We start from the raw sequence: 11,768 nt of genomic DNA, 5'->3' as shown, positions 1-11,768 counted from the left end.
AACCGCAAGATCCCTAAAGATTGCGGCTACGGAGCGTATAAGAGGAGGCCGGGAACCCCTGGGTTGGATGGGATCCCCGGCCTCGGGCGGCCCCCGACTGGGGGCTACGGCAGCGTCAACTTGTCGGAGCATCCACTGCCGGGTTCGAGAAACCGGCTGGTCGGCCCCGGACTAGCCGGCGGCGTTCGGCAGGCGTAGCCCGTTACGCCCAGCGCGCGCGTCGGCGAACCGGCTGGCCACATCGGTCCAGTCGACGACATTCCACAGCGCGTTGATGTAGTCGGCCTTCACGTTCCGGTACTGCAGGTAGTAGGCGTGCTCCCAGGTGTCGAACACCAGCAGCGGAGTCGTCGCGATGGACAGGTTCGAGTGGTGATCCTTGAGCTGCTGGGTGATCAGCCGCTCGCCGACCGGATCCCAGGCGAGGATGCCCCAGCCGGAGCCCTGGATCGTGGTGGCCGCGGCGGTGAGCTGTGCTTTGAGCTTGTCGAAGGAGCCAAAGTGCTCGTCGACCGCGGCGGCGAGCTCGCCGGTCGGCTTGTCGCCACCATTCGGGTTGAGGTTCTTCCACCAGATCTGGTGCAGCGAGTGCCCTGCGAGGTTGAACGCGTAGGTGGTCTCCAGGCCGACGATCGAGCTGTAGTCGCCCGCATCGCGTGCTTCGGCGATGCGCTCCAGCGTGTCGTTGGCGCCCTTCACGTACGCCGCGTGGTGCTTGCTGTGGTGCAACTCGTTGATCTCGCCGATGATCGCCGGCTCGAGGTCGCCGTAGTCGTAGTCCAGATCGGGGAGTGTGTAGGTAGCCATCAACCGTCCTTTGACGCGAACACTGACGCAAGTTCTTCTCAGTTGCAACATACTTGCAACTAGGTGGACGGGCCAACCTGGGTACCGGCTACCGGTCGTTTCTGGGTGGGCCTAGCGGGGGATCGGCCAGTTGTGCACGGGTTCCCCGCTGTTCATCAGCTCCAGGTACCGCTCGAACATCTGGCGCAGCGCGGCGTTGCGGTCGTACCCGCGATCTTCGAGCGCGCGGACCGCATCGCGTTGCCAGCTCGCCCCGTTCTGTCGGGTCAGGCAGCGTCGCTCGATGATGCCGAGGTAGTGCTCGCTCGCGCGGTCGGTCACGCCGTAGGCGCGCAGGCCTTCCCTGGCGAGCGGCAGCAGCTCCTGCAGTACCAGTTCGTCCGGCGCGGTCCAGTCGAGTCCTGGCCAGTAGAGCTTGGCGTCCATCCCCGATTTCGCCGCGGCGAAGAAGTTCTCCTCCGCGCTCGCGAACGACATGTTCGTCCATAGTGGACGTTCTTGATGGGCAAGGGAGTGCTGCGCTCCGTAGAAGAACATGGCGTTCGCCACCATGTCCGACACGGTTGGCCCAGCGGGTAGCACCCGGTTTTCTACTCTCAGATGTGGAACTCCGTGTACCACGTCATAAACCGGACGATTCCAGCGCCAGATGGTTCCGTTATGTGTGCGCAGTTCGGCCAGCCCGGGAGTGTTCCCTTCATCCAGCGTCGTCAGCGGGTCCTCGTCGTCGAATTCGGCGATGAGCCCTGGGAAGTAGCGAACATTTTCGTCAAACAGGTCGAGTACGGACGTTATCCACCGCTCGCCGAACCAGACGCGCGGGCGGACGCCCTGATTTCGCAGCTCCTCCGTGCGTGTATCAGTGGCCTGCAGGAACAGCGGAATCCGCGTTTCCGACCACAGCGCGTTCCCGAGCAGGAATGGGGAGTTCGCGCCGATCGCGAGTTGAACGCCGGCGAGGCATTGCGCCGAATTCCAGTAAGCGGCGAACTCGTCCGGTCGGACCTGCCGGTGTAGTTGCAGTGAGGTGCACGCCGCCTCCGGCAGGATGGACTCGGCGTAGGTGCGCAGTGCCTCCGGCTGCCTGCCGGGCAGCGAGGCGCCGTCGATGTCAAGCGCGAGTTGTTCGCCACGTACCGCGACGATTTGATCGTTCAAGCTCACGTAGCGTGGATTGTTTGAGATCCATTTCTTCTGAAAGTGCTCGGATTCCAGGGTTGGCAGGATTCCGATTAGCGCCAGATCGCAGCCGGCGTCCTGGGCCTTTTTGTTGGCATTGGCCAGCGAGGTGTGCAGCTCCCGTTCCAGCTGCATCGGCGCCGCATCGGACAGCTCGCGCGGCGGCACGTTGAGTTCCAGGTTGTGCTGGCTCAGTTCAATCGTGAACGAGGGGTCGTTCAGCTTTTCCAGAACAACCGAGTTCGCCATGGACGGTCGTAGCGTTTCGTCCACGATATTGAGCTCTATTTCGAGCCCGATTCGCCGCTCCTCGGTACAGAACCGAGAGCTGGTGAGCATATCGGCCAGCGCGTCCAGGCAACGATGTACCTTCCGGCGATAGCGCTGTCTTTGATGCGGTACGAACGGCTCCGGGGCTGAGCCGGTACACGGGGCCATCTGCCCTCCAGCTGGGATGGCGATTCAGGTCAGTGCACCACCGTCGCACAGCGAAATTCGGCGCGGTAGCGGCCAAACTAGTGCTGTCGGTCAGAGGGGGTTCACCGTGAGCAATCATACTGACTGGCAGACTGCGCGGTGTGGCCGAAATGATCACAACGACTGACCCAGCGGACGTTCGGCTGGATGACTTCCGCGCACTGTCCACCGCGGATCGTCGGCCGGACCGACCAGGTGGCAAGGGATTGGTGATTGCCGAGGGAACCGTCGTGGTGCGCAGGCTACTCGGCTCGCCGTATCCGATCCGCGCGCTACTCGGGGTGCCGCGCAGGATCGAGGAACTTGCGTCTGAATTAGACGATTTGCCCGTGCCCGCGTACATCGCCAGTGCCGAGGTGATGGCCGAGGTGGTCGGCTTCCACCTGAATCGAGGTGTGCTCGCGGTCGCGGACCGCGCTCCGGCGCCGAGTGTGACGGAGCTCGCTCGCGGCGCGCGACTGCTGGCCGTGACCGAAGGCGTCGGTGATCACGAGAATCTTGGTGCGCTGTTCCGAAACGCCGCCGCGCTCGGTGTCGACGGGGTGCTACTTGGCGGTGGTAGCGCGGATCCGCTTTACCGCCGCAGCGTGCGCGTATCGATGGGGCATGTGCTGCGGGTTCCGCATGCGCCGCTGCAGCCGTGGCCGGATGGCCTTGCCATGCTGCGCGAACTCGGTTTCCGGGTGGTCGCGATGACGCCGCGAGCCGACGGCGTGCCACCGGCCGAGCTTGGTCTCGCCGGGCAACGGGTCGCGCTGGTACTCGGTTCGGAGGGGCCGGGACTCAGCGAACCCGCACTGGCGGCCGCCGACTCGTGGCTGCGGATACCGATGGCGGATGGCGTGGACTCGCTCAATGTGGCGACTTCGGCCGCCATTGCCTTCCATGCGCTGCGCGGGTGACCCTGCGCCGGCTAGGGTCTGCACGAGTGTTCCAGGAGCGGGTTGAGGTGAACGTGGAGCTGCGCACTCGGGATGCGCGCGCCGTGGTGGTTCGGCACGATGCCGAGCCCGCGCGGGAGGTTGATCCCGCCGAGCTTCCGCTGGACAGTGGTCTGCCGGAGGCGCTGCATGAATGGGCGCGGGTGGTTGCCGCTGTCTCCCGAAACGCGGACACGGCGAGTCTGGCGCAGGTTGGGCCGCTGGTCTCCCGTCGAGGACACCAGCTCGCGGCTCGGCTGGCCAGGTCGATGGACCGGGTGGTCGACTACGTCGACCCGTTCACCGGGGATATCGCGCCGGTAGAGCCGTCGGCGGAACGTGCCGAGCAGGGCCCGGAGCCGGTGGCACAACCGCGTGTTCGCGCGGTGCGGGCGGAAAGCGAAGCCGGCGCGGGGATCACCTTCTACGGGCGCCCGCCCGCGTTGGTGGATGAGGAAACCGTGCCGAACGTTCCGCGCCCCGCGGGGACGCCGTGGGCGACCGGGCTGACCGTCGCCGGGGCGGCCGCGCTGCTCGTCGCGCTGATGCTGCTGGCGTTGACGGTGACACTGGCCGATGCGAGTCTGCTGCTCGCGATCGGCGCGGCGATCGTGCTCACGGCGGGGATGAGCCCGTCGATCTGGCTGCTGCGGCGGGTGCTGATCTGGCGCTGGGTCGCGTTCGGCGCCTGTGCCGGGCTCGCCGCCGGGTGGCTCGGCTTACCGTTCGTGCTCGGCTGAGCCGGATCGGCGGGGCCGCGCGAGCTCGGGTGAACCAGCGCGGCATCATATGCGGATGAGCAGACCGGAGCCGGTGCGCTTCCTGCGTACCGTGGCGACAATGGCGTTTCCGGAAGGGCGACTGCTTGCCCTGCGCGATGCGCGGCTGCATGTCCTCGCGCCAGATGGCTGGACCGCGCTCGGCAGGGAGCGGCCACCTGGCTCGGTGTGGTTGAGCAGGGCAGAGGCCGAACAATGGTGCGATACGGCCGGCTGCGACGCGCGGTTCCTGGACAACGTGCCAGGCGACTAGCAGCCCACGCGAGCACGCCCCGTAATCGCGTTCGCGCTCGGTGACCGCGTTCTTTAGGGTTAGCGAGTCTGTCGTGGTCGCCGGCGCCCCGAGATCGCAATCTTTAAGGATCTTGCGGTGACGGTGCGCAGCGGCCAGTGACGTTCTGTGGTCGCGTTCTTTAAGGTTAGCGAGGCTGGGGCTCAGCCGCGTTGGGATTTGACGCCGAGCAGCACGTCTTCCCAGGAAGGCACCATCGCCTTCTTGTTCTTGCCCTTGCGCGCGGCTGGCTGCGCGGCAGGCTTGGCCTGTTCCGCCCCGGCCGCCTCGTCTTCGGTTGGCGCGGGCTCAGCCGTTTCGGCTTCGGCCGACGCGTCCGGGATCGAAGCCTCGATGACCTGGCCAACCGGCTCCGTCCGGTCGAGCAACCCAGGCAGCTCGGCCGTATTGTCGTCGGCGTCCTTGACTGGGGCGTCTTTGACTGGATCCTCCTTGGCGAGGATCTCCGGCTCTTCCCTGCGCCGCGCCGCTGGCTCGCCCGAGCCGTGCACGGTGCGCAGCCCCGCGTTGAAATTCGGGTCGAGCAATTCGAGCGCGGCGTCATCGAGCGCGGTGACCGTGCCGCCATGCGCGCCTGGGGAGAACACCCACCGTGCCCGGTTGTCCGAGCGGCCGGCCTTCCAGTGCAGCGCGACGATCCATTTGCCGTCCTCGCCGCGCCAGGAGTCCCAGCGGGCGCTGCCGTAGTCCTGTCCGCGTAGCCCGAAGGCATGCGCGACGACCTCGCCGAGGGTCTGCACGTCCGGGCCGTCCTCGCGAACCGGGTGCGCCTGCTGCGCTAGTTCCGCGGTGCGCGAGCGTTCGAGCAGCACCGGGTAGGCGAATCGCTCCACGCGCTGCGCGGGCAGCCCGGCGGCATTGGCAACCTGTTCAACGGAATCTCCCGCACGGATGCGGGACTGGATCTCGCGAGGACGCATCTGGCTCTCCAGCTCGATCTCGATCTGGCCGAGTCGGGTGATGTCACCGCGTGCGGCCGCGCGCAGCCGCTCGTCCGCGGGCAACGTGAACCGCTCGCCGCGCGGGTCCTCGCAGATGACGGATTTCCCGTCGCCGCTGAGTCCCACGACTCGCAACGCGCGCATCACGGCCTCCCGCGACCTTGTTCCGACATAACACCTCGACTGGGTGCCACGGTAGTTCGGCGCGTCGCCTTGACGTGCGAGGCGCGCCGAACTCCGTGGCATCGAGGTGTACTTCACCTGAAGCGAAGCACAGTTCGCCGATCAGCGCAGTGCGTCGATCACCCAATCGATCGCCTTGGTGAGCGTGCTGATGTCGGCCGGCTCGATCGCGGGGAACATGCCGACCCGCAGCTGGTTGCGGCCGAGCTTGCGGTACGGCTCCACATCGACGATTCCGTTGGCACGCAACGCCTTCGCTACCGCGGCCGCATCGATGTCGTCGGTGAAGTCAACCGTGCCAACGACTTGCGAGCGGTGCGCCGGCTCGGTCACGAACGGCTGGGCGTACGGGCTGGCCTCGGCCCAGGAGTAGAGCCGGTCCGCGGAATCCTTCGTCCGCGCTGAGCTCCAGGCCAACCCGCCGTTGCCGTTCATCCAGTCGATCTGGTCGGCGAGCAGGTACAGCGTGGCCAGCGCGGGCGTGTTGTACGTCTGGTCCTTGCGCGAGTTGTCCAGCGCGGTGGCCAGCGAAAGAAACTCGGGGATCCAGCGGTCCGTGCCGGCGACCTCGCCGATCCGCTCGACCGCGGCCGGGCTGCACAGCGCCACCCAGAGGCCGCCGTCGGCGGCGAAGGACTTCTGCGGCGCGAAGTAGTAGACGTCGAAATCGGCCGCGTTCACCGGTAGCCCGCCCGCGCCACTGGTCGCGTCGATCGCGACGAGCGCGCCATCGGACCCGGCGGGGCGCCGTACCGGCACCGCGACACCCGTGGAGGTCTCGTTATGCGCCCAACCGATGAGGTCCGAGCCCCCTTGGAAGCTGATCTCCGGCGCACTGCCCGGCTCGGCCTCGGTGACGATCGGGTCGGCAAGGAACGGAGCGCCCTTGGTGACCTTGGCGAACTTCGCGGAGAACTCGCCGTAGGTGAACAGCTGGGCGCGCTCGCGGATCAACCCGAAGGCGGCCGCGTCCCAGAAGGCCGTCGTGCCGCCGTTGCCGAGAACCACCTCGTAGCCGTCCGGGAGGGAAAACAGCTCGGTCAGCCCGCTGCGAATGCGGCCGACCAGCGACTTCACTGGCTTCTGCCGGTGGGAGGTACCCATAATGGCCGCGCCCTTGGTGGCCAGGTTGCTCAGCTGCTCCGGCCGCACCTTCGACGGCCCGCAGCCGAACCGCCCGTCGGAGGGCTGCAGCTCGGCGGGCAGTTGGAGCGTGGTCGGATCGGCGGTCTGCGTCATTTCGGCGCCTCTCGACTCGTAGTATCACCTGCCTGGTGCCCGGCGCCGTTGCCGGTCGCTAGGCAGTCTTTCAGCTCGCCAGCTCCGCGTTAAGCGTGGGTTACCGCGGACACACCAGAAACGCGGTCTGTCTAGCGGGCCGTCCCGCGCCAGCCTTCGGTGCCGCCCGGAATGGGTGCGTTCGGGTCATATGGAGTCCGGGTGAAGATGAACGTCGCGAGGTCGAAATGGCTCGGCGCGCCGTCCGCGCCGCGCACCAGCCGGAGCGTTTCGCCCGCGTAATACCCGTCAAGGCCGATCCAGGCGTCCGTGCCGTCCGGGCGGAACCGGGAGGCCCTGCCGCTACCCGTCGTCGGCGCCAGGTCCAGCCAGCCATCACCGAGCAGGCGCAGCGTGAACGGCGAGGGGCCCCAGTACCACGGCCCGGTGAGCGCGAGCAGTTCCTCGTTCACCGCGGTGGCGGGTATCCATTCGGCCGGCAGCACGGGCTCGAGGTCATCCACGATCTGGATCAGATCCAGCGTCACCGGCACCACCGGCACCCCGCTGGTGGTATTCGCCATGACCAGCCCGCCGGTGCCGGTAGCCGGGTCGATCAGGGCGCAGGCAAGAAAACCCGGCATCGAACCGGTATGCCCGGCGAACCTGCGGCCATGCGCGCGGACCAGCTGGAACCCGAGGCCGTAGCCGACCTGCCAGACGTCACCGTCGTCCACGATCGCCGGCTCACGCATTTCGGCCACGGTGTCCGGATGCAGCACGCCGGCGGTGTCGCCGCCGACGAAGCGCACCCATCTGGCCAGGTCGGTCACCGTGGACCACAGTTGGCCCGCCGGAGCCATCGCGCCCGCGTCCGGGCTGGGTTCGGGGAGCAGCACGTCCGCGTAGGGGTGTACGGCGAAACCGGCTGCGTGCGGGCCCTCCGGATGCGGGGTCGTCCGATGCTGCCCGAGCGGTGCCAGGATCTCCTCGCGCAACGCGTCCAGCCAGCTCATCCCGCGCAGCCGCGCGACCAGTTCGCCGAGCACCCCGAAGCCGGCATTCGAGTAGTGAAACCTTCGGCCGGGGCGGTGTTTGCGCTGGTCGTCATCCAGGCTCGCGTTCAGCACGGTCCAGTCCGCGCCGGGGGTGCGCTCCCACCACTGGCCGGGCGATTCGGCGGTCAGCCCGCCGGTATGCGCGAGCAGCTGGCCGATCGTGAGGTCACCGAGCTGCGTTTCCGGTAGGTAGCTGTCGAGCCGGTCGGTCAGCTCGAGCTTGCCCTCATCCCGCAGCCGTAGCACCAGCGCTGCCACGAAGGATTTGGTGATCGACCCGATCCGGTACTGGGTATCGGTGGTTGGCGGGCTGTCGCCGACCCGCCCGCGCGCCCCGGTCCAGATGATCTGCCCACCGCGCACGAGCGCCGCGACCATGGACGGCGCACGGCTGCCCGCCTGCTCCTGGGCCAGCCGGCGAAGCAGCGCGAACTCAGTAGCCTCCAGCATGCGGTCAGTCTGTCAGAGCAGCCCGCGGGCCATCGCCGTGGTTACCGCGGCCGTGCGGTCCGAGACGCCGAGTTTGTTGAAGATCCGCAACAGGTGTGTTTTCACGGTGGCTTCGCTGATGTGTAGTTCCTGTCCAATCGCGGCATTCGTGTGTCCACTAGCGACCAACCGGAGCACGTCCAGCTCCCGATCGGAAAGCCCGGCCTTGGCCGGAACCCGCACGCGTTGCACCAACCGGCTGGCCACCGTGGGCGCGAGCACCGTCTCGCCTCGCGCCGCACCGCGGACCGCCTCGGCTAGTTCACTCCGGGAAGCGTCCTTGAGCAGGTACCCGGAGGCGCCGGCCTCCACCGCGCTGAGAATGTCCGCATCGGTGTCATAGGTGGTCAGCACCACCACCTTGGTTTCCCGGTGCTCGGTCAGGATCCGCCGGGTGGCCTGCGCACCGTCGACTCCGGGCATCCGCAGATCCATCAGCACCACGTGCGGGGAACGCTCGGCGACCAGCGCTATCGCTTCGGCACCCGAGTCCGCCTCGCCCACGACCGCGATATCGGCTTCGGCGTCCAGCATCCCGGCCAGTCCGGTACGCACCACGGGGTGATCGTCCACGAGCAGCACGCGGATCGTCATCGCGGTACCTCCACCTCGAGTTCGGTGCCCTGCCCTGGCGAGCTGTGTACCCGCAGCTGACCGCCGATCTGTGCCACTCTCGCGCGGATGCCCGGCAAGCCGTAGCCGGCGGACGGGCGGTCCGCGTCGAACCCCGCGCCATCGTCGGCCACGCTGAGCAGCACGGTCGACTCGGTGTGCGTCAACCGGAGCTGGACGGTACTCGGTCGGGCGTGCTTGCGGATGTTGCTCAACGCCTCCTGGCCCGCGCGCAACAGCACCACCTCGGTGTTGGTAGCCAGCTCGTACTGGGTATCGCCGAGTTCGGCCACCACCGGGATGCCCAGTTCGGTACCCAGCGCGTCCAACTGCCGGCGCAGCGCGGCGGCTACCTGGTGTTCGGCAAGCACCTGCGGGGTCAGCGCGGCGACAAGGGCGCGGGATTCGGCAAGATTTTCCCGCGCGGTATCGGCGAGCAGCCCGAGGCGTTCACGTACCCGAGTGGAGTCCACCTCCACGGCCGATTCGGCCGCCTGCGCCAGGGTGACGATACTGGCGAATCCCTGCGCCAGGGTGTCGTGGATTTCCGCGGCCAGCCGCTCGCGTTCGGCGGCCACACCCGATTCGTGGGACAGCCGGCTCACCTCCGCGCGGCTCGCGGCGAGCTGGTCGATCAACTCCTTGCGTTGCTGGCTCTGCGCGGCGACACGGTTCAGCCAGAATCCCGCGAAGATCGCGAAGAGCACCATGAAACCGGACTGCATCAGGGTGGTGCGCAGCTCGTCGGCGCTCAGCCGGGAGCCGAGCAGGGTGCTGAACACCGGCAGCAGGATCGCGACCGCGGTGGCTAGGCTCGCCGCGACCGTCGGTATCGACATGTAGAGCATCGGCAGGATGGCGAACAGCACGAATCCCGCATCCGGCGTGAGTGCGACCGCGACCACATAGGCCGCCAGGATGAACCCGCCGAACAGCCAGGAATCCCGGCCGAGGCGGTCGCGCAGGATCAGCCGCCGGCCAACTACCAGGTACGCGAGCGCCGCGCAGCCGAGCGCGCTGAGCGCGCCAACCCGCTCGACCGTGCCGGGGGTCTGGGTGGCGAGTAGCCAGCCCACACCAGCGAAGACGAGCGCGAACAGCGCGTCCCATAGCCCGTACCAGCGTCGCCATGCCTCGGTCAACGACCGGTGTTCGTCCACCGGAAGGTCAGCCGGCACAGCGCCAGCCCCAGCACGCACCAGCTGCTCAGCACCAGTGCGATCATGCCGAGTTCCCATGAGCCCGCCATTTCTCGCGCCGCCATGTGTTCTGGGAGGAATACCGCACGGAAACCCTGACAGATCCATTTGACCGGGAAGAACGAGGACACCGTCACCATAGCCGTCGGCAGCATGGTGATCGGGTTGATGAACACCCCGGAAATGAACTGCAGGCCCAGGTACGGAAAGTTCGTGACCGAGGACGCGCTCTGCGCCGACCGCGCCACCGAACTGACCGCGATACCCAGTAGCGAGCAGGTCACCACGGCAAGCACGAACACCCAAGCGAAGGTGACCCAGCGCGCCGGATCGGTGGGCAGCGTGAGGTCGAACATCAGCAGACCGATCGTGAGTAGCAGGACAACCTGCGCCACGCTGGATACACCGACCAGCACGATCTTGCCGAGGAAATACGCGACGGCGGGCAGCGGCGTGCCGCGCAGCCGTTTCAGCGTGCCGTCCTCGCGATCCAGCGCCACCCCGATGCCCATGCTGACGAACGACGTGGAGATGATCCCGGAGCCGATCATGCTCGCGGTGAACATCTGGCTTACCGCCGTGCCGTCGTTGTCGAAGGCCTGCCGGAAGACCGAGCCGAGGATCAGCAGCAGGAACGGCGGCAGGGAGAAGGTGAACAGCGCGTGTTCCTTCTGCCGGAAGAACTGCTTGAGCTCGATCGCGCCCCTGGCCAGGCCGAGCCGGAAGGTGCCGGGAAGTGCGGTGGCTAGTTGATTCATGGCCGGCCCCCGATCAGTTCGAGATAGATGTCTTCCAGCGTCGGCCGGCTGACGGTGAGTTCGGCCAGTTCCTCGGTGCCCGAGGAGAGCTGGTTGATCAGCGCGGTTGGCGTGCCGGTCTGTTTGGTGTGCACGCCGTTCGCGTCCGTCCAGCGGACCGTGGCTTCGGCGGTTGCCCGGCCACCAAGCGTGTCGGGTTCGCCTTCGGCGACGATCTCGCCGCGCGCGATCACCGCAACCCGGTCCGCGAGTGTTTCGGCTTCCTCCAGGTAGTGCGTGGTGAGCACGATCGTGGTGCCGTCGCTGGCGAGTAGCCGGATCAGGTCCCAGAACTGCCTGCGCGCCTCCGGGTCGAATCCGGTGGTCGGTTCGTCCAGGAAGATCAGCTCGGGTTTACCGATGATGCCGAGCGCGACGTCCAACCGCCGGCGTTGCCCGCCGGAGAGCCGGCGTACCCGCGCGCTGGCCTTCTCGGTCAGCCCGCAGGCGTCCAGCACATAGTCCACTTCGCGTGGATTCGGGTAGTACCTGGCGAAGTGTCGTACCGTCTCGGCGACGGTCAGCTCGGCCGCGTCCGTCGCCGTTTGCAGCACGATGCCCAACCGGGCGCGCCAGGCATAGCCCGCGCGGGCCGGGTCCTCACCGAGTACCCGTACCGTGCCGGCGTCCCGGGCCCGGTGTCCCTCGAGGATCTCCACGGTGGTGGTCTTGCCCGCGCCGTTCGGACCGAGTAGCGCGAAGATTTCGCCGCGGGGAACCGCCAGGTCGAGGTTTCGTACCGCGGGTACCCCTCGATAGGCCTTGGCCAACCCGCGGACATCGATGGTGTGCATACGCTGAGTCTGCGTGCCAGCTA

General features: G+C 67.4%; 12 protein-coding genes. 3 read left to right on the top strand and 9 right to left on the bottom strand.

What is annotated here, in order from left to right:
- Positions 1–171: 171 nt before the first annotated feature.
- Positions 172–807 (bottom strand): superoxide dismutase, encoded by a 636-nt coding sequence (locus EV191_RS02430; protein ID WP_132875136.1) that lies wholly within the window; start codon positions 805–807, stop codon positions 172–174.
- 111 nt (positions 808–918) lie between these two features.
- The gene (locus EV191_RS02425; protein ID WP_132875135.1) at positions 919–2,424 is read right to left on the bottom strand and encodes a glutamate-cysteine ligase family protein; all 1,506 of its coding nucleotides are present in this window, start codon (positions 2,422–2,424) and stop codon (positions 919–921) included.
- A 140-nt stretch (positions 2,425–2,564) separates the two neighbouring features.
- Between EV191_RS02425 and EV191_RS02420 the strand changes: the two genes are divergently transcribed.
- Genes EV191_RS02420 through EV191_RS02410 form a run of 3 tightly spaced genes read left to right on the top strand, consistent with a single transcriptional unit; the run spans position 2,565 to position 4,415 of the window.
- Positions 2,565–3,365: a TrmH family RNA methyltransferase gene (locus tag EV191_RS02420; RefSeq protein WP_132875134.1), complete on the top strand. Its 801-nt coding sequence runs from the start codon at positions 2,565–2,567 to the stop codon at positions 3,363–3,365.
- 26 nt (positions 3,366–3,391) lie between these two features.
- Positions 3,392–4,123: a DUF2537 domain-containing protein gene (locus tag EV191_RS02415; protein WP_243658707.1), complete on the top strand. Its 732-nt coding sequence runs from the start codon at positions 3,392–3,394 to the stop codon at positions 4,121–4,123.
- A gap of 55 nt (positions 4,124–4,178) precedes the next feature.
- Positions 4,179–4,415, top strand: a complete 237-nt coding sequence (locus EV191_RS02410; RefSeq protein ID WP_243658706.1) for a hypothetical protein — start codon at positions 4,179–4,181, stop codon at positions 4,413–4,415.
- 182 nt (positions 4,416–4,597) lie between these two features.
- Here the strand turns inward: EV191_RS02410 and sepH are convergent, their stop codons facing one another.
- From sepH to EV191_RS02375, 7 genes are all read right to left on the bottom strand, one after another.
- The gene (sepH, locus tag EV191_RS02405; protein ID WP_132875133.1) at positions 4,598–5,539 is read right to left on the bottom strand and encodes a septation protein SepH; all 942 of its coding nucleotides are present in this window, start codon (positions 5,537–5,539) and stop codon (positions 4,598–4,600) included.
- A gap of 141 nt (positions 5,540–5,680) precedes the next feature.
- Positions 5,681–6,817 (bottom strand): phosphoserine transaminase, encoded by a 1,137-nt coding sequence (gene serC, locus EV191_RS02400; protein ID WP_132875132.1) that lies wholly within the window; start codon positions 6,815–6,817, stop codon positions 5,681–5,683.
- Between the two features lie 131 nt (positions 6,818–6,948).
- On the bottom strand, positions 6,949–8,304 hold the full coding sequence (locus EV191_RS02395; RefSeq protein ID WP_132875131.1) for a serine hydrolase domain-containing protein: 1,356 nt from the start codon (positions 8,302–8,304) through the stop codon (positions 6,949–6,951).
- 12 nt (positions 8,305–8,316) lie between these two features.
- A complete protein-coding gene (locus EV191_RS02390) occupies positions 8,317–8,937 on the bottom strand; it encodes a response regulator (RefSeq protein WP_132875130.1) in 621 nt (206 codons plus the stop codon).
- Positions 8,934–10,193 (bottom strand): sensor histidine kinase, encoded by a 1,260-nt coding sequence (locus EV191_RS02385; RefSeq protein WP_132875129.1) that lies wholly within the window; start codon positions 10,191–10,193, stop codon positions 8,934–8,936. Before EV191_RS02385 ends, EV191_RS02390 begins: the two co-directional genes overlap by 4 nt.
- Positions 10,094–10,912, bottom strand: a complete 819-nt coding sequence (locus EV191_RS02380) for an ABC transporter permease (protein WP_132875128.1) — start codon at positions 10,910–10,912, stop codon at positions 10,094–10,096. The genes EV191_RS02385 and EV191_RS02380 overlap by 100 nt, the downstream gene beginning before the upstream one ends.
- Positions 10,909–11,745 (bottom strand): ABC transporter ATP-binding protein, encoded by an 837-nt coding sequence (locus EV191_RS02375; protein WP_132875127.1) that lies wholly within the window; start codon positions 11,743–11,745, stop codon positions 10,909–10,911. The genes EV191_RS02380 and EV191_RS02375 overlap by 4 nt, the downstream gene beginning before the upstream one ends.
- Between the last annotated feature and the right edge of the window lie 23 nt (positions 11,746–11,768).

The sequence above is a fragment of the Tamaricihabitans halophyticus genome (assembly GCF_004340875.1).
Lineage (GTDB): Bacteria > Actinomycetota > Actinomycetes > Mycobacteriales > Pseudonocardiaceae > Tamaricihabitans > Tamaricihabitans halophyticus.
This window is presented reverse-complemented; position numbering and strand designations above follow the sequence as displayed.

What these genes read in the sequence shown, in the direction of transcription:
- EV191_RS02390 (WP_132875130.1), bottom strand. Translation starts at nt 8,937, where the DNA reads ATGACGATCCGCGTGCTGCTCGTGGACGATCACCCCGTGGTGCGTACC.
- EV191_RS02410 (WP_243658706.1), top strand. Translation starts at nt 4,179, where the DNA reads ATGAGCAGACCGGAGCCGGTGCGCTTCCTGCGTACCGTGGCGACAATG.
- EV191_RS02430 (WP_132875136.1), bottom strand. Translation starts at nt 807, where the DNA reads ATGGCTACCTACACACTCCCCGATCTGGACTACGACTACGGCGACCTC.
- EV191_RS02380 (WP_132875128.1), bottom strand. Translation starts at nt 10,912, where the DNA reads ATGAATCAACTAGCCACCGCACTTCCCGGCACCTTCCGGCTCGGCCTG.
- EV191_RS02425 (WP_132875135.1), bottom strand. Translation starts at nt 2,424, where the DNA reads ATGGCCCCGTGTACCGGCTCAGCCCCGGAGCCGTTCGTACCGCATCAA.
- sepH (WP_132875133.1), bottom strand. Translation starts at nt 5,539, where the DNA reads ATGCGCGCGTTGCGAGTCGTGGGACTCAGCGGCGACGGGAAATCCGTC.
- EV191_RS02375 (WP_132875127.1), bottom strand. Translation starts at nt 11,745, where the DNA reads ATGCACACCATCGATGTCCGCGGGTTGGCCAAGGCCTATCGAGGGGTA.
- EV191_RS02395 (WP_132875131.1), bottom strand. Translation starts at nt 8,304, where the DNA reads ATGCTGGAGGCTACTGAGTTCGCGCTGCTTCGCCGGCTGGCCCAGGAG.
- serC (WP_132875132.1), bottom strand. Translation starts at nt 6,817, where the DNA reads ATGACGCAGACCGCCGATCCGACCACGCTCCAACTGCCCGCCGAGCTG.
- EV191_RS02385 (WP_132875129.1), bottom strand. Translation starts at nt 10,193, where the DNA reads ATGGGAACTCGGCATGATCGCACTGGTGCTGAGCAGCTGGTGCGTGCT.